15 protein-coding genes are annotated in these 16,478 nt (G+C 64.4%); 5 read left to right on the forward strand and 10 right to left on the reverse strand.

Annotation, left to right across the window (positions count from 1 at the left end):
• The first annotated feature begins 51 nt into the window (after positions 1–51).
• Positions 52–462 (forward strand): hypothetical protein, encoded by a 411-nt coding sequence (locus VGH98_05075; protein ID HEY2375327.1) that lies wholly within the window; start codon positions 52–54, stop codon positions 460–462.
• Positions 463–511: 49 nt separating this feature from the next.
• Complete coding sequence (locus VGH98_05080; GenBank protein HEY2375328.1) at positions 512–1,828, forward strand: amino acid permease; 1,317 nt, start codon at positions 512–514, stop codon at positions 1,826–1,828.
• On the opposite strand, the gene VGH98_05085 is transcribed toward VGH98_05080, so the two are convergent.
• The 6 genes from VGH98_05085 to VGH98_05110 form a co-directional block, all read right to left on the reverse strand.
• Positions 1,825–3,240 (reverse strand): TonB-dependent receptor, encoded by a 1,416-nt coding sequence (locus VGH98_05085; protein HEY2375329.1) that lies wholly within the window; start codon positions 3,238–3,240, stop codon positions 1,825–1,827. The genes VGH98_05080 and VGH98_05085 overlap by 4 nt on opposite strands.
• 140 nt (positions 3,241–3,380) lie before the next feature.
• Entirely contained in the window at positions 3,381–4,241 is an 861-nt protein-coding gene (locus VGH98_05090; GenBank protein HEY2375330.1) for a neutral zinc metallopeptidase, read from the reverse strand.
• Between the two features lie 155 nt (positions 4,242–4,396).
• A complete protein-coding gene (locus tag VGH98_05095) occupies positions 4,397–4,672 on the reverse strand; it encodes a hypothetical protein (protein ID HEY2375331.1) in 276 nt (91 codons plus the stop codon).
• Between the two features lie 45 nt (positions 4,673–4,717).
• On the reverse strand, positions 4,718–5,596 hold the full coding sequence (locus VGH98_05100; GenBank protein ID HEY2375332.1) for a hypothetical protein: 879 nt from the start codon (positions 5,594–5,596) through the stop codon (positions 4,718–4,720).
• A 41-nt stretch (positions 5,597–5,637) separates the two neighbouring features.
• Positions 5,638–6,189 (reverse strand): DUF2199 domain-containing protein, encoded by a 552-nt coding sequence (locus VGH98_05105; GenBank protein ID HEY2375333.1) that lies wholly within the window; start codon positions 6,187–6,189, stop codon positions 5,638–5,640.
• Between the two features lie 204 nt (positions 6,190–6,393).
• Positions 6,394–7,929, reverse strand: a complete 1,536-nt coding sequence (locus VGH98_05110; GenBank protein ID HEY2375334.1) for a serine hydrolase — start codon at positions 7,927–7,929, stop codon at positions 6,394–6,396.
• 158 nt (positions 7,930–8,087) lie between these two features.
• Between VGH98_05110 and VGH98_05115 the strand changes: the two genes are divergently transcribed.
• The 3 genes from VGH98_05115 (at position 8,088) to VGH98_05125 (ending at position 13,394) form a co-directional block, all read left to right on the forward strand.
• Positions 8,088–10,250 carry a prolyl oligopeptidase family serine peptidase gene (locus VGH98_05115; protein ID HEY2375335.1) on the forward strand — a complete coding sequence of 721 codons (2,163 nt, stop codon included), beginning with the start codon at positions 8,088–8,090 and terminating at the stop codon, positions 10,248–10,250.
• Positions 10,251–10,419: 169 nt separating this feature from the next.
• On the forward strand, positions 10,420–11,625 hold the full coding sequence (locus tag VGH98_05120) for a branched-chain amino acid ABC transporter substrate-binding protein (GenBank protein HEY2375336.1): 1,206 nt from the start codon (positions 10,420–10,422) through the stop codon (positions 11,623–11,625).
• A complete protein-coding gene (locus VGH98_05125; protein ID HEY2375337.1) occupies positions 11,622–13,394 on the forward strand; it encodes a methyl-accepting chemotaxis protein in 1,773 nt (590 codons plus the stop codon). Before VGH98_05120 ends, VGH98_05125 begins: the two co-directional genes overlap by 4 nt.
• 118 nt (positions 13,395–13,512) lie before the next feature.
• Here the strand turns inward: VGH98_05125 and ahcY are convergent, their stop codons facing one another.
• The 4 genes from ahcY to VGH98_05145 form a co-directional block, all read right to left on the reverse strand.
• On the reverse strand, positions 13,513–14,970 hold the full coding sequence (ahcY, locus tag VGH98_05130) for an adenosylhomocysteinase (protein HEY2375338.1): 1,458 nt from the start codon (positions 14,968–14,970) through the stop codon (positions 13,513–13,515).
• Positions 14,967–15,347: a MerR family transcriptional regulator gene (locus VGH98_05135; protein HEY2375339.1), complete on the reverse strand. Its 381-nt coding sequence runs from the start codon at positions 15,345–15,347 to the stop codon at positions 14,967–14,969. Before VGH98_05135 ends, ahcY begins: the two co-directional genes overlap by 4 nt.
• 35 nt (positions 15,348–15,382) lie before the next feature.
• Positions 15,383–16,183 carry a methyltransferase domain-containing protein gene (locus tag VGH98_05140; protein ID HEY2375340.1) on the reverse strand — a complete coding sequence of 267 codons (801 nt, stop codon included), beginning with the start codon at positions 16,181–16,183 and terminating at the stop codon, positions 15,383–15,385.
• A gap of 19 nt (positions 16,184–16,202) precedes the next feature.
• Positions 16,203–16,478: SIS domain-containing protein (locus VGH98_05145; protein ID HEY2375341.1), on the reverse strand; the 276-nt coding region annotated here is incomplete at its 5' end.

Below are 16,478 nucleotides of genomic sequence, written 5' to 3' on the forward strand. Positions count from 1 at the left end.
AAGTGGCGCGATGCAGTTTGTCTGCACCACTTCCACAAGGAGACTACCGGTATGAAGCGGAGCGAGATGCACAAGCTGACTCCCCTGCTCACGGTCGAGTCGATCGAACCGTGCTTGCCGTTTTGGGTCGAGCGCCTGGGTTTTGCGAAGACGGTCGAGGTGCCGGACGGAAATTCGCTCGGGTTTGTGATTTTGGCGAAGGACGCCGTCGAGATCATGTATCAGTCGCGCGCAAGCGTCGAGAAGGATATTCCACCGATGGGCCAGAGCCCGGCGAGTGGCTTGCCGGCGATGGGGCTATTTATCGAAGTCGGGAACATCGACGATATTGAGAGCTCGCTCGCGGGGATCGAGCACGTGATTCCGCGGCGGCGGACCTTCTATGGAATGGACGAGGTGGTGGTTCGCGAGCCGGGCGGCTACGTCGTGGTGTTCGCTCAGCCGGTGGCGGCAAACGCGTAGTGCGCAGCGCGCCGAGCGTGGAGCAACGGACGAGGCTGCGATCCCAGAGATGACCGGGACCGGCCAAGCACCGACCACGCTCGCGCGGCGGCTGGGGATGTTCGACGCGACGATGATCGTGATGGGCGGGATCATTGGCGCGGGGATCTTCATCAATCCGTCCGTAGTGGCGCGGCTCGTTCACACGCCGGCATTGATCCTCACGCCGTGGCTCATCGGTGGCGCGATCGCGCTCGCCGGCGCGTTCGTCTACGCGGAATTGGCCGATCGGAAGCCGGACGTCGGTGGACAGTATGCGTACATCCGAGACGCGTTCCATCCAATGGTCGCTTTTCTCTACGGATGGACACTGCTCCTCGTGACGCAAACGGGCGGAATGGCGGCAGTTGCTGTGACATTCGCCGCGTATTTTCGGGAGCTGACCGGCATCGGCCTAACGACACGAGTGCTGGCGATCGCGATCCTGCTCGTGCTGACCGTGATCAACTGCTTCGGCGTCCGCGCGGGAAGCAATGTTCAGAGCACGCTCATGGTGCTCAAGATTCTCGCGGTCGCGGCGCTCGTCGTCGTCGGCGGCAGCGCACACCGGCTCGAGGCGTCCGTACTGCCGACTGGTCAACCGGTGCCGGTTGCGGCTCTCGCGGCGGCGATGGTGCCCGTCCTCTTTGCCTATGGAGGTTGGCAAACCGCGTCATTCGTAAGTGGCGAGATGTGCGAGCCGCGCCGCGATCTCCCGCGTGCACTACTCATCGGGGTGCTGGGCGTCGTGGTCCTGTACCTGGCGGTGAATATCGTCTGTCTGCACGTGCTCGGCGCCGATGGCCTGGCAGCGACGACGACGCCCGCATCGGAGGTGATGCGGCGTGTCCTTGGCCCGGTTGGCGCGCGATTGATTGCCGCGGGCATCGCCGTGTCGACGGTAGGCTTTCTGAGCCAGGGCATGCTGACGGCGCCGCGCGCGTACTTCGCGATGGCGCGCGACGGCGTGTTTTTCCGGCAGGTCGCGTACGTGAGCCCGCGTTCGCGGGCGCCGGTCGTTGCGATCGCGGTGCAGGGCGTCTGGGCAGCGGTGATCGCGTTCTCGGGAAAATATGAGCAAATTCTCAATTACGTCGTCGCGCTCGACGCGGTGTTTTTCGGATTGACGGGCGCGGCACTGCTCGTGTTTCGCCGCCGCGAGCGGCGCTTGCCGGGTGGATTCCGCATGCCCGGACACCCGTGGACGACGATCGTTTTCGTCGCGGCGTTCTGGGCGCTGGCGGTCAACACGGTGATTCAGAATCCACGCTCGGCGGGGATCGGTGTCTTGATTCTGCTCGCGGGAATACCGGCGTACTACGGCTGGCGGCGACCGGCGAGGTCTTAGGGGCGTGAGCCGCGGGTCCACAGCAGGACCGTGCCGCAGCCTTGCTTGGTGCGGAATCCGGCCGGCGTCATCGAAGGCGTATAGACCTCCATCGCACCCACCTGATCGGCCTCGACCAGCGCATTGAGATCGCTCAATTCCCAGTTGATCAGCTGCTTGCCGTCGAGGAAGATCGCCGGCGTGCAATTCTCCATTTCGCCGCGCATGCGGATCGTCACCCGACGAGAGTTGTCTGTCGACACGGTGACGCCGGGTGCGCGCCGTAGAATGTCCGTGACCTCGTGCGGATGTATCCGATCGATGTCGTTTGCGGTGAAAAACTTCCCAGCGCCGAGCCGCATACGGGCGTCGAAGCCGACGGCACTCGTCAGTGTCGGGCGTGAGGCGCGAACGTGCACGGTGTCGAGGAACCGCCGGATCGTCAGCAGACCAATCACTACCGGAACATGCCGGTCGGTGAGATCGACGGCCCGCTCGTCAGGCACGAAGCCAATGGCGCGCGTGTTTAAAGTTTGCGTACCGCCAGGGACTCCCGCGAGTTGGAACGCCCCGTCGTCATTGGTGACACCAACGACATCGCTGTTGAACAGCTTGACGCGCGCACCTGGAATCGGTACGCCATCCTCCGATCGCACCCAGCCGGCGAGACTACTCGTCCGCCGCTTCGGGGCGCCGCTGTCGGGAGCGCTGCCGACGGGGCCAGTGCTGTCGGTCGGCACCAAATGATCGATGTACAGATTACGCCGCGCGATGCGAGACTTTGGAATATCCAACTCGATCGCGCCGCTGGTGTCCGCGCCCCTGATGGCACGCAGGATGACCGAAGACGCCGTGGGCACGCCGCAGATGACGAACCATCCGCTGGCGTCGGTCGTCGCGCGCCGCGAGAGAATGTCGCGCCCAACGCCATTCTTACCAAGGATGATCTCGCTCCATTCGGCGAGCACGATGCTGCTTTCGGTGCCGACGAGCGAGTGTGAGTTCAAGACATAGCCGATGACCGCTCCGTTCGTATTCCGGTCTTCGTCGCCGCGGCACAGTGCGAGCTCGATCCGCCCCGGTGACGGAACGGCAAGATCGACGCGTAACTCGCTACCATCGGTGACGGTCAGGAGATGCTGCATCACGCCGAGTCCGAGCGAGTCGAGCATCGGATGAACGAAGCCCGCGATGTATCTCCCGATTGCGACGCTGTCGAGCACGAACCGACCTAACGAGTCAGACGTAGTGCTGAAAAGGATGCGCGAGCGATCGTCGGCATTGACCAGCTCGACATGTGCGCCAGCGAGGGGGAGAGCGGCGACGCTGTCGTACACGAGGCCACGAAGCCTCGTCACTTGAGTGCGCGCGGTCGTCGGAAGTGAGACGATAATCGCAGCGACAGCACATCCAATGGCGCGTCGAGCGCCCATGCCCAGCCTCCAACAGGTGCCGATGACGAACCAGTATTACGCTGCTCGTGGTTCCCGACAAGGATGTGGTGTTAGGTGTTAGGGTTAGGGGAGCGGATTCTAGCCCCTGGCCCCTAGCAGCACCCAATACCCACCTGCCGTCAGGGCCCGCGGTCGCCGAACGTGTCGCACGCTTCGATCTGGCCCGTCGTAAGGCCGCGTTTGAACCAGGCGGTTCGTTGCGCCGCGGAGCCGTGAGTGAACGTCTCCGCGTTGACGTGGCCCGTCGTGGCGCGCTGGATTCGATCGTCGCCGACAGCAGCCGCGGCGTTGAGACCTTCTTCGATGTCGCCCTGCTGGAGAAGCCGACGCTGCTCGGTGCTATGCCCCCAGATGCCCGCGAAACAGTCCGCTTGCAATTCGAGACGCACCGAAATGGCGTTCGCGGTTCCAGGATTTTCATGCTGAAGGCGCCGCGCTTGTGCGTCGATGCCGAGTAGGTGCTGAACGTGATGTCCTAGCTCGTGCGCCAGCACGTAGGCTTCCGCGAAATCGCCCGGCGCGCCGAAGCGGCGCTGCAGCTCGTCGTAGAAGCCGAGGTCGATGTACACCTTCTGATCGAGGGCGCAGTAAAACGGCCCCATCGTCGACTCGGCCGTTCCGCATCCCGATTGCGTCGCGTCACGGAAGAGGACGAGCTTTGCATCCTGATACGGGACGTGTCGGTCGCCGAGAATCGATCGCCACGTGTTCTGAACGTCGTCGAGCACGAACGACACGAACTGTACGAGCCGATCCTCCGCCGGCGTGCTCGCGATTTCGCCATTCGTCGTTGCCGGCGCGCCGGCGCCGCTCGCCGATGTGCTGCCCGTCACAAAATCGCGACCGAAGATCAGGCTCAACACCAGTAGCACGACTGCGCCGCCGATTCCCATTCCCGCGCGTCCGCCCGGGATGAAGCCACCACCCTGGCCACGCCGATCTTCGATATTCGAGCTTTCCCCGCCAGGCGTCCAACGCATGTGCTGCTCTCCCCGCTTTTTTTCAAAACATGTGAGGCAAGAAACAGCCCATGTGGGCGGCGGTTGATTGGTGAGTGCTAATCGGGAGGAGCTCGGAACGAGCGACTAGAGAATAAACCCCGGTCCCTCGGCCCTAGCCCCCAGTCGCCCTCACATCACCTGATCGCCGCTAAGTCGTTGAGCAGCGCCACGCCTGCAAAGAGCAGTGACACGAGCAGCGCGGCGCGCCAAGCGGTGATTCCGAGGATGCGGCGTGCTCGAGCGAGCGCAGCACGTGCGGCGGCTTGGCCGCGAACGTCATCGTCGTTGCGGAGGGGCCACGCGTCGATCTTGATTGACCGCCTGACGAGATATGCAGCTGTGCTGAGGATCAGCACGACTGCGAGCGAGAGCGGTAGAAAGAGTCGGTCGATGAGCTCGGAAATCGGCATCGTCTTCTATACCCCACGGCGCCCGCTTCGGTTCGGTGGTGATGATCAGCCAACAGCACCTACACCCGATGTTCCTCCGCCAATGCGGTAGGGACCCGTCACCGTCAGCGCCAGTCTGCGGTTCAGCAGCCAGGCTCCGAATGCGGCGATGCCAATGATGAGCAAGCCAATGAGATTCGAGAACCCGGCGAAGATCGGGATCTCGGCCGCGAGCAGCACGAGTGAGCCGATGCCTAACAACATCGTGCCTGCTCCAAGCTGCCTGGGACGGAGCGGCGTCGCCGGCGCCGTACCAACGGGAGAACCAGATTGCATGATGTTGAAGCCGGTATCCGCGGTCCTGGCAGAAGCGCTCGAATCGAAGATGCGGCCAACGTGCGGAGCGCGCGCCGAGATCGTGATCGTGTCGGCCATCGGCAGGCTTTCACGCGGATGCGCCGAGTTGTGAGATGCATTCTTCTGAAACTCCTTGCCGATGAGCGGGATGTACGTCGAGACGATCGCCAGATACGTCAAAGCGACGGCGAGCGTCTGGTACGCCCAGCCGCCGCGACCTCGCGATCCTTTCCGGACCGCCTTGCCAACCATGAATCCAACTGCAATCGCGACGAGCCCGAACTCCCGGCCAGTGATTGCCACGACGGCGGAATAGAGAACCGAGCCAGCAATCGCCGCGAGCATTCCCAGAGCCGTCGCGTGCAAGCCGCGGGTGAATCGCGTTCCACGCGGCCGATCGAGTGCATCGCGGCACGAGTCGCAGATGATCGCGTTGTTCGCCTGATAGTACGTGCTAATGATCGGACGTGAACAGGTCTTGCACGACGTCGCCGCGGTATCGGCACGCGGCGACTCCAGCGTGATCCTCTTGTCGACGTCGAATTGCAAGGGTTTGTGACCCGCGGAGGCGCTCGCGTCGGTGCTCATGGCACGAGACTGACGATCGTGGCGGGCTCGGCGGCACAGCCCTAGCGGTGCCGAGGATGCGTGATCCGCTCGACGATCTGCTGGACACGCCAGGGGTTCACGCCATTGCGCTGTTCGAGCGCGAGCGGGTGGTCGGTTGGATCGAGTTGAACGAAGGGGCGCGTCGGCCAGGATCGGACGTGAATGACACTCTTTAGAAGTTGCGTATCAGGGTAGCCGGGAATCGCCGTGCAGAGCCACCCGAAGTATTGCGCGCCATTCCGGCGATCGATGTCGTCGACGCTCGCCAAATACCGTGCGAAGCTGTCGCGGCTGAGCGAGAGCCAGACGCCGTAGGTCAGCGGCTCCCGATAGCCGCGGACGGGAATCTCGAGACAGCCGCGAATGAAGAACCACTCGTTGTCGATGATGCAGGCGTCGTCGGAGAGCACCACGCGCCGTTCCCGCTCCGCGTCGGCGACAGCGAGGTATTGCGCGGGGAAATCCCAGCCGAAGCTCGGAATGCCGTCGTGCAGCGCGCCGCAGCGCGCGCACTCGAATCGAAATGGCTCCGAGTCCTGAAAATCGATGGTTGTTTGAATTGGATGCGTCATCGCATAGAGCGTCGAGCGTTACGCCGCGCGCGGACGACGTTGCCCTCAACGCTCCGCGCGCTGCGCTCTACGCAATGACGATCGAGTCGCGCGAACTCGCACAGACAAACACGTGTCGTCCGCTGTTGCGTTAGGCGACAGCGGACGAGTTGACCCGCGCTCCAGCGGCGGCACGGACAAACACGCCGCCGCGTGGATTATTTGTCAGCGTTGTGCGCTCGCGCGTTGGCGCTCGACGCGGCGCAGTACGTCCCCCTCGAGGTCGAGCCGGCTCGGCACTCCGTCACGACCGATGGTGAACGTTGCGAATGACGACCCCTCCCAGGTGTTGTCCCAATGCAGCCGGAACGTGTCGTACTCCCAGTGCTCGAGCGTGCCGGCGTGCGTCGAGCTCGAGCGAAGCCGCAGCTTGCCGTTCTCGAATGAGACCACGACATCGCCAACGAGCGAATCGGAGTACGTGCCGGAGTATTGATCGAGTGAGAGCGAGGCACGTGTATTCGGAATGCGGCGTGCTTCGGCGCGACGACGTGCCGAGTCACCGGCGGCACGTATACCGCCGTAGAGCTTCAGCAGATCGCCGCTCCAATCGCGCGGTGGATTGCCGAGACACGTATCGAAGACGCGATACATGAGCGCGTGCCGCACCTCGGCGTGGTCCATGTTCGCAAGCACGTAGACGCCCAACTTCTCATCGGGAATCAGGCCGATGATCGCGACCATGCCGTCGATGCTACCGGTATGGAAATCGACCATTCTGCCGGAGTAATCCTCCTGGAACCAGCCAAAGGCGTAAGTCGTCCAGTGGGGTTTCGTTAGGCGCGCGGTGGGATAGAACTCTTCGGGAGTGACCATGGTCTCCGGCTTGAGCCACTCGGCGTACGTCTCGGGCTTGAGCAGTCGCGTCCCGTCGACCCGGCCGCTGTCGAGGGCGAAGCGCATCCAACGCGCCATGTCAGCGACGCTCGCCCACACTGCGCCCGCGGACGCGACCGCGTCGACGCTGGCGTTGCCGACGACGCGGATGGTGTCGCCAAAAAGATAGTGTGGCGACGCGACATTGCTGCGGCCGCGCAGCGAATCGCCGAGTGGAACCGCGTTAGGCATTCCGATCGGCGCGAAGATGCGCGTGCGGACGAACCGCTCCCAGGGCATACCGCTCTCGGCCGCGACGATCTGGCCTGCGACGGCATACATGATGTTCTGGTAGATGAAGCTCGAGCGCAGCGAATACGCCGGCTCGGCGAAACGCACGCGGCGGATGACCTCATCCGCGGAATTGTCCGAACGATACCACAGTACGTCGGCGTTCCCGAGACCCGCGCGGTGCGTGAGGAGATCACGCACCGTGAGCTCGCGCGTGACGTAGGGATCGGCGAGCTGGAAACCCGGCAGGATCTTCGTGACCTTGTCATCCCACTTGAGCTTCCCTTCGTCGACGAGCATACCGATCGAGGCGGACGTCATGGCCTTCGTGGTCGAGCCGATGGCGAAGAGCGTCTGCGTGTCGACGGGTGCTGGCTTGCCGAACTCGCGGACACCGTAGCCTTTGGCGAACACGATGCGGCCGTCTTTCACGACGGCGATTGCGAGCCCTGGGACTTTCCAGTCGGCGACTGCTTTCGCCGTATATGCATCGAGGTCGCGAAGCGGATCCGCTGCGGGGCTGCTCTGCGCGACCGCGCCGGTATATGGCAACGCAAGCAAAATCCCAATTCGAACCAAATGACGGCTGAGCATGTCAGTCTCGTGAGGAGTGGCGCGGGATGTTAGCGTCGGAACGTCCGTGGCGCGAGCGGACAGAATCCTTACGCGGAGACGCGGCCGGTCCGTCACCACATGCTGGATGACACGCGCGTTATCACGTAGACTCGGGGACGAGAACACAGGGAGGCCGAATGCCGCAATCTCATCGAGCGCGGTCGATTGTCGCTGCCGCTCTCGCCGCGCTGGCCGCGTCAGGTGCCAGCGCACAGGTCCAGCAGAGCCAGCGCATCGCGTATCCTGAGACCAGGAAGGTCGATACGGTCAACGATTTCTTTGGAACCAAGGTCGTCGATCCGTATCGATGGATGGAAGACCTGAACGCGCCCGATGTCGCCAATTGGGTGAAGCAGGAGAACGCGGTCACTGAGCAATACTTCTCGCAGCTCGGGATGCGCGCGCATTTCAAGAATCGAATTACCGAGTTGTGGAACTATCCCAAGGTTTCGCTGCCCTTCCGCGTCGGCGGGCGGCTGTACTACGCCCGCAACACGGGCCTCCAGCGGCAGAGTGTCTTCTATAGCCGTACATCGTTAGGCGGAACGCCAACGCTGGTCATGGATCCGAACACGCTTTCCGCCGATGGCTCCATCGCGCTCGCCGGCTTTGCTCCGTCGCCCGACGGGAAGTACCTCGCGTACGGCATCTCCGAAGGTGGCGCGGATTGGCGGACGCTGCTGGTGCGAGAGCTCGAGACGGGCAAGCAGCTCGCGGATACCGTGCGCTGGCTCAAGGGCGGTGGGATGAGCTGGACGAAAGACGGAAACGGCTTCTACTACTCGCGCTTTCCGCAGCCCGACGCGGGAAAACAGCTGCAGAACGCGATCCGCGATGAGAAGATGTACTACCACCGTATCGGCACGACGCAGTCACAGGACGAGTTGATCTACGAGCGACCCGACCATCCGGACTGGTTTGTCGGCGGCGGCGTGAGCGAGGATGGTCGCTACCTGTTCGTATTTGTGAATCGCGGAACGGAGCCGCAGAATCGACTCTACGTCGCCGATCTCGGCGATCCGAAGCAGCCCAGGGTCGACGCCCCGATTCGGCCGCTCTTCGACAAGGGCGACGCGCAGTACTCGCCGATCGGCAACGTCGGCTCGACAATCTACTTGCAGACCGATCGCGACGCGGAGCGGAGTAAGGTCGTCGCGTTCGACATCGCCGCACCAGAATCGTGGCGCACGGTGGTGCCGGAGCAGATGAACGCGATCGAGCAGATCGCGATGTACAAGGGCGGCATCGCCCTCAATTTCCTGGAGGACGTCAAGGCGCACGTTCAGCTCTATGATCTCGACGGCAAACCGATCGGCGATCTGACGCTCCCAGCCATCGGCTCGTTGCAAGGTCTCTCAACTCGAGAGGACACCCCGGAGATCTTCTACGGCTTCACCTCGCCGCTCTATCCCTCCACGGTGTTCCGCTACGATCCGGCGACGAAGAAAAGCACGCCCTTCGAGGCGCCGAAGCTCAGCTTCGACGCGAGTCAGTATGAGACTCGCGCGCTCTTCTCGACGTCGAAGGACGGGACGCGCGTGCCGCTGTTCGTGACCATGAAAAAGGGACTCGCGCTCGACGGCAATAATCCGGCGATGCTCTACGGTTACGGTGGCTTCGATATCGCGACGACGCCGAGCTTCCGACCAGATGTTCTCGCGTGGCTCGAGCAAGGCGGTATCTGGGCCACCGCCAGCATGCGTGGCGGAAGCGAATACGGCGAGGCCTGGCACAAGGCAGGGATGTTCGAGCGGAAGCAGAATGTTTTCGACGACTTCATCGCCGCCGCCGAATATCTCGTGAAGGAGGGCTACTCCTCGCCGGCAAAGCTCGGGATCATGGGTGGATCCAATGGCGGGCTCCTCGTCGGCGCCGTCGAGGAGCAACGGCCGGAGCTGTTCGCCGTCGCGCTGCCTGCGGTCGGTGTGATGGACATGCTGCGCTATCACAAGTTCACCGGCGGTGGTGCGTGGGCAACGGAGTACGGCTCGGCCGACGACTCGACACAATTTCAGTACTTGGTAAAGTATTCGCCCGTGCATAACGTGAAGGCCGGTACCTGTTACCCGGCGACATTGATTACAACCGCGGATCACGACGATCGCGTCGTGCCGAGCCACTCGTTCAAGTTCGCGGCGGCGATGCAGGCGGCCCAGGGATGCGCGAAGCCGGTCGTGATTCGCGTCGAGACGCAGGGTTCACACGGCTATCGGCCAACCGACAAACGAATCGCAGAGCTAGCCGACGAATGGGCCTTCACGGCGGCAAACATGGGGATGACAACGAAGGTCACGCCGTAGTGGGCCAAAGGGCAGAGGGCAGAGGGCAGAGGGTAGAGGGTAGAGAGTAGAGCGTAGCGGGCAGAGGGTATCGACGACCACTCTCTGCGATCCACCCTCTACCCTCTACCCTCTACCCTCTACCCTCTACCTGTTGCTCCGCGGTCAGTCTGCCAGTCCTCAGGGGGCCATGACCGTCGGCCAACTCGTCGCCACGATTACGATTGCGGCTGCCATCGGCGGCGGCAGCACATCGTGCTCTCGTATGGGTACCAGCACAAACGCTGGGACTGATACCGTCTACATCGGCGTCGCCGCAACGCGCACGAGCCCAGCGTATTTTCGCGGCGTGCAGCTCGCGCTCGACAAGCTCAACGCCGAGCGTCCGCACAGCTCACCGCCGTTCGGAATGCGCATGCCGCCCGTGCTGCAAGCCACTCAGGTCGCGGTCGCGGCACGTTTCCGCGACGACCCGTCGGTGATCGGCGTTGTCGGCCACACCGGGAGCGCGCAAACAATGGAAGCGGCGCCGATCTATGCCGACGCCGCCGACGGCGGACGCCGAGCGGTCGTCGCGGTCACGCCGACAGCGACGAATCCGCAGGTGACACGCGTCAATCGGTGGATCTTCCGGGTGTGCCCCACCGACGAGGACGCCGCGCGCGCGCTGGCGCGCTTCGCCGTCGACTCGCTCCACGTGCAGCGCGTCGCGGTCGTGTATCGCAACGATTTATTCGGACGCGGCTTCACACGGACGATCGCGCCCGAGTTGACGCGCGGCAACGTCACGATCACGGAACGAGATCCGTACCTCGCGGAGATAACCGAGTACCAGGCCTATGCGGCCCGCATCGCGCGGAGCGGCAGCGAGGCCGTGATCTTCGCCGGCGGCGGTGTCGACGCCGCCGATCTCGTTCGTGCGCTGCATAACGAGTCAGCGCATCCCGCGATCCTTGGCTCGGACGACGTCGCGAGCATCCTCGATGGCGTGAAGACGATCGTACCGAAGGTCATTCCTGTAACGCGCGGGCGGACGCAGCGGCGCCGGCCGCCACTGACAGAAAGCGACGACCGATCGCTATTTCGCGGCGTTCGCTTCGCGGCCTTCTACGATCCCAACCGCCCGACCGACGGCGACGCGAAACAGTTCGCCGCGGAGTACGCGCGCCGGTTCGGTGTGCCGCCGACGCCGCAGGCAGCCCTGGCCTATGACGCGGCGATGCTCATCGGTCGCGCGGAGCTCGCCGTCGGCGCCGATCGAAATCGCATTCGTGACTGGATCGCATCCGTCGGCACCGCCTTGCCGCCGCTCCGCGGCGTCACCGGCGACATTCGCTTCGACGATCACGGGGACGCAGTCGCAAAACCAGTTGTGATCGGCGCCATCGAGCCATGAACCACCGCGCGATGCGCCCGATCTGGGAACAGCGGCAGTCCACGATGGTCCGGCTCGGATCGGCCATGGGAAAGTGGCGACTGCGCACGATTCGCGGCCGTCTCCTCGTCGGCTTCTCGGCGACATTTGGCGCTTTGTTGGCATCCGGCCTGTTGAGTATTTACGCAATTCAGCGCCTCTATCGTGACATGGGTTCGACGGTGACGTCGACGAACCGTGTCTCCTCGACTCTGTTCGAGGGATACGACGCGACGCTCCGCTATGTCGCGACCGCGCAGGCGATGATCCTCGACGGAAATGCCACTCGCGTCGCCGAGGCCGACAGCCTGAGCGTCCTCGCCGATTCATTGCGGCGTACGCTGCTGCGCTCGGACGCGCTCGATCTCGAGGATCGGCGTGCCCTCGAGCAGTTGGGCGCGATGCAAGGGCGACTCGAGGTGCGATTCAATGTCGCCAGAGCCTATGACGAGGTCGGAAGGTCGGATGACGCGGCGCGGCAGTCGATGCTCGCGACGGCGATGCTCGACTCCCTCTTCACGCAGGCGCGCCATCTCACCCGCGTTCAGGACGAGCGCGCCGCCGAATCACTGCGGAGCGTGCATCGGGCGATGATCGCGCGCCGAACGCTCCTCATCGCGGTACTCGCGCTCGGATTTCTCGCGGCGTGGCTCTTCGGCCTCTGGACGTGGCGAGCGATCGCGCTCCCGCTCGATCGCCTAACGACCGCCGCCAGTTCCCTCGGCGAGGGCGATCTTCGCGTCACCGTTCCATTGTCGGGGCTCGACGACGAGTATCTGGTTCTCGCGACGACGTTCACGCGCATGGCAGATCGCCTGCGCCGGGTCGTCGACAACATTCAGCGTGAAGCAGCGGACATCACCCGTGCGGCAGAATCGCTCAATACCGCCGCCGAGCAGGCAGCCTCGTCGACCGGACAGATCAGCAGCGCGATGGCGGGTGTCGCCCGCGACGCGGAGACCCAGCGCCGGCACATCGTCACGTCGGAAAACGTGCTCGGCGACGTCGGCAATTCGGCGCATGCACTGAACGACGTCGCAACGCGCTCACGCGAGCTCGGCGAATCCATTCACTCGACGTCGCTGCGCACGCGCGCGGGGATTCTCCAAGCGCTCGAGGTGCTCGATCGCGCGAAGCTCGTCATCGACGGCTCGAAGGGTGAGGTGAACGGCTTGGAGCTCGCCTTCGCCGAAGTCGTGCGCTTCACGAGTGCGATTCAGGGCGTCGCCGATCAGACGAATCTGCTCGCGCTCAACGCCGCGATCGAGGCGGCGCGTGCGGGCGACCATGGGCGCGGCTTCGCCGTCGTCGCCGAGGAGGTCCGCAAGCTCGCCGAGGAGAGTGGCCGCGCCGCCGACGAGGTGAATGCGATTGTGAACGCGATGCGCGAGCGGATTGGCGCGACCGCAAAGGCATTCTCCCAAGGCATCCACGAGCTCGGAGACGTCGGATCGGTGTCGCGCGCCGCCGTCGCTGCCCTCGATACGGTGGACGACGCCGTTGCCGGCGTGAATCAAGTTGCGTCGTCGGTGAGCGCGGCAGCGATGTCGCATACGACGGCGGTGTCGAAGCTCATCGCGAGCCTAACGGCAGCCGGCGAACAGGCGGATACGCAGGCGTCGACGAGTCAGGAAGCCGCGGCCGCGGCCGAGGAGACCGCTGCGAGCGCCGAACAGGTGGCGGCGACGGCGCAGCAACTGGCGACCAACGCGTCGCGGTTGGAGACGCTGGTGGTGGGATTCAAGACGTAATTGGTTGTTGGTTTGTCGGCGGTTGGTGATTGGTCAGTGATACTGGTCGGCGCTGCGCGCCGACCAATCCGAATCCACCACCAACCACCAACCACTAATCACCACCAGCCACCAACCACTAATACCGATAGTGCTCCGGCTTGTACGGCCCCTGCACCGGCACGCCGATATAGCTCGATTGCTCACTCGTTAGGGTCGTGAGCCTGGCGCCGAGTTTGTCGAGGTGCAGACGCGCCACCTTTTCGTCGAGGTGCTTCGGGAGAACGTACACTTTTTTCTCGTACTTCCCCGGGTTGGTGAAGACTTCGATCTGGGCCATTACCTGATTCGTGAAGCTCGACGACATCACGAAACTTGGATGCCCCGTCGCGCACCCGAGGTTCATCAGGCGCCCCTCCGCGAGGATCATCACGCTGTGACCATCCGGAAAAGCCCACTCGTCGTACTGCGGCTTGATGTTGATGCGCTCGATGCCCTTCAGCTTCTTCAAACCGGCCATGTCGATCTCGTTGTCGAAGTGGCCGATATTGCCGACGATCGCCTTGTCCTTCATGCGCGCCATGTGCCGCGCGGTGATGATGTCCTTGTTGCCCGTCGCGGTGATGAAGATGTCGGCCGTGGAAACGACGTCATCGAGTGTTACAACTTGATAACCGGCCATGCAGGCTTGTAACGCACAGATGGGATCGATCTCGGTGATGACGACGCGCGCGCCCTGGCCGCGGAGCGCCTCCGCGCAGCCCTTGCCGACCTCGCCATAGCCGCAGATCACGGCAAGCTTACCGGCGATCATGACGTCGGTTGCGCGATTGAGGCCGTCGATCACGGAATGCCGGCAGCCGTAGATGTTGTCGAACTTGGACTTCGTGACCGAGTTGTTGACGTTGATCGCCGGGAACAGGAGCTGGCCGGTCTCCTGCATCTGGTAGAGCCGGTTCACGCCAGTGGTGGTCTCCTCGGTCACGCCGCGGATGTCGGCCGCGATGTTCGTCCAGCGCTGGGCGTCCTCGTCGAGCGAGCGCTGCAGCGTGGCGAGGATGATCTTGAACTCCTCGTTGTCGGTCGTGTCGGGCGAGGGGACCGCGCCGGCGGCCTCGTACTCCACGCCCTTGTGCACGAGCAGGGTGGCGTCGCCACCGTCGTCGAGGATCATGTTCGGGCCTGCACCGTCGGGCCACGCGAGCGCCTGCTCGGTGCACCACCAGTACTCCTCGAGCGTCTCGCCCTTCCAGGCGAAGACCGGGATGCCCTGCGGGTTCTCGGGCGTGCACTCGGGGCCGACGACGACCGCGGCGGCCGCGTGGTCCTGGGTCGAGAAGATGTTGCAGCTCGCCCAGCGCACCTCAGCGCCGAGCGCGACCAGCGTCTCGATCAGCACGGCCGTCTGGATCGTCATGTGGAGCGAGCCGGTGATGCGGGCGCCCTTGAGCGGCTGCTCCGCGCCGTACTCCTCGCGAGACGACATCAGCCCGGGCATCTCGTGCTCGGCGAGCTGGATCTCCTTGCGCCCGAAGGCGGCGAGCGAGAGGTCGGCGACCTTGAAGTCGGTGCCGGTGGTGGTCGGTGTGGTGGTCATGCGGCCTCCATTGGCGTTGGTGAAGGGGTAACCAGTCCGAGCAGTCGCTGGTGCTTCTCCTGCTCCCAGCTCAGCCAGTTGTCGTTCGAGACGCCCTCCGGGCGCCTCGGGGCGGTCTCGAACCAGGTCTCGAGCGCCTGATGCAGCTCCTCGTCCTCGCGCATGCGCTTGGAGAAGGCGACATCGGAGAGACCGCAGTCGAAGCGGTCGAGCAGCTCGCGCAGGGTGCGCAGCCGTTGCAGCTCGTCCGCGCGGAAGACGCGGTAGCCCGAGTCGGTTCGAGGTGGATGGATCAGCCCCACGCGCTCCAGATAGCGCAGCATCCGGGGCGACCAGCCAGTGGTCTCAGCCGCCTCGTTGATCGTCAGGCCATCCATGATCCGAGACCAACCTTAGCACGACTATGTCAAGGTTATCGAGGCCCTGATCGTGGTCTTGCGACGACCGCGTAGACGTTCTCCGAGTAGAAGAACGCGCCCTGCTCAGCGAGCTGCTCGAGGTCGGCGCGCCAGCGCTCGATCTCCCTGACGGGTAGCGCGTCCGCGAGCGTGCGCACCATGTGGCGCACCTGCTCGTACGGGTAGCTCCCGGGCTTGTAGCTCAGGCCGGTGAGCACGAACGGGTGCACGCCCACCAGCTCGAAGTCCGCGCTCACGAGGCCGGGCAACCGCCTGCCGATCAGCCCGTCGGCCGCCGCCATCCAGGGCTGCTGGCGATCGGCGTAGCGGTGCACGATCTCGCGCGTGAGGCTCGGCACCGTGCTGTTGAACACCACCGTGTCGAAGTCGGTGTGCGAGAGCACGAGCCGGCCGCCGGGTCGCATGATCCTGTGGACCTCGCGCAGCACCAGCTCGGGCTTGGGCAGGCACTCGAGCACGTTGTGGCAGACGACCTTGTGGAACACGCCGTCCTCGAACCCGAGCCGGTCGTTGGCATCGGCCTGTACGAGCTGCACGCGATCCGACACCTTCGCGTCCCGCAACGCGCTGCGGGCGGCCACGAGCGTCTCGGTGCTGATGTCGAGCCCGATCAGGCGCAGGTCGCCCGGGCAGTCGAGCGCCATCTGCTTCAGCGTGCCGCCGGCGCCGCAGCCCAGGTCGAGCACCCGATCGCCGGGCTGCGGATCCACGAGCCCGGACAGGAAGGGATGCAGCGGCGGAGCGTCCTCGAGCTCCAGGATCGGCGCGCCCTTGACCCCGCCGGCAGTGGTCACCGGCGGGAAGATTACGAAATCAGCCGAGCGAGGCCTTGAAGCGATCGAGCACATCGATCGGCGTGGGATCGGTGCCGTCGAGCGCAGCGAGGTAGACGGACACCAGGTCGCCCAGGAAGACGAGCGACATCACGCGTTCGAGCGCGGACTCTCCGCGCGCCTCCACCCGCTCGACCACGTTGGCGCCGGGGCTCGCAGCGCGCGCCGTCAACTCGATGCGCCGGCGCAGGCGCGGGTGTCCGGCGGGGTCGTCGAGGAACACCGCGGACAGCGGCGGCCCGGGGCTCTCCCAGGC

Source organism: Gemmatimonadaceae bacterium, assembly GCA_036496605.1.
In the GTDB taxonomy this organism is placed as follows: Bacteria; Gemmatimonadota; Gemmatimonadetes; order Gemmatimonadales; family Gemmatimonadaceae; genus AG2.

Bases quoted from the DNA above. Each gene is read 5' to 3' on its own strand.
- ahcY (HEY2375338.1), bottom strand. From the start codon at position 14,970: ATGACCACCACACCGACCACCACCGGCACCGACTTCAAGGTCGCCGAC.
- VGH98_05080 (HEY2375328.1), top strand. From the start codon at position 512: ATGACCGGGACCGGCCAAGCACCGACCACGCTCGCGCGGCGGCTGGGG.
- VGH98_05085 (HEY2375329.1), bottom strand. From the start codon at position 3,240: ATGGGCGCTCGACGCGCCATTGGATGTGCTGTCGCTGCGATTATCGTC.
- VGH98_05110 (HEY2375334.1), bottom strand. From the start codon at position 7,929: ATGCTCAGCCGTCATTTGGTTCGAATTGGGATTTTGCTTGCGTTGCCA.
- VGH98_05075 (HEY2375327.1), top strand. From the start codon at position 52: ATGAAGCGGAGCGAGATGCACAAGCTGACTCCCCTGCTCACGGTCGAG.
- VGH98_05120 (HEY2375336.1), top strand. From the start codon at position 10,420: ATGACCGTCGGCCAACTCGTCGCCACGATTACGATTGCGGCTGCCATC.
- VGH98_05090 (HEY2375330.1), bottom strand. From the start codon at position 4,241: ATGCGTTGGACGCCTGGCGGGGAAAGCTCGAATATCGAAGATCGGCGT.
- VGH98_05095 (HEY2375331.1), bottom strand. From the start codon at position 4,672: ATGCCGATTTCCGAGCTCATCGACCGACTCTTTCTACCGCTCTCGCTC.
- VGH98_05135 (HEY2375339.1), bottom strand. From the start codon at position 15,347: ATGGATGGCCTGACGATCAACGAGGCGGCTGAGACCACTGGCTGGTCG.
- VGH98_05125 (HEY2375337.1), top strand. From the start codon at position 11,622: ATGAACCACCGCGCGATGCGCCCGATCTGGGAACAGCGGCAGTCCACG.
- VGH98_05100 (HEY2375332.1), bottom strand. From the start codon at position 5,596: ATGAGCACCGACGCGAGCGCCTCCGCGGGTCACAAACCCTTGCAATTC.
- VGH98_05115 (HEY2375335.1), top strand. From the start codon at position 8,088: ATGCCGCAATCTCATCGAGCGCGGTCGATTGTCGCTGCCGCTCTCGCC.
- VGH98_05105 (HEY2375333.1), bottom strand. From the start codon at position 6,189: ATGACGCATCCAATTCAAACAACCATCGATTTTCAGGACTCGGAGCCA.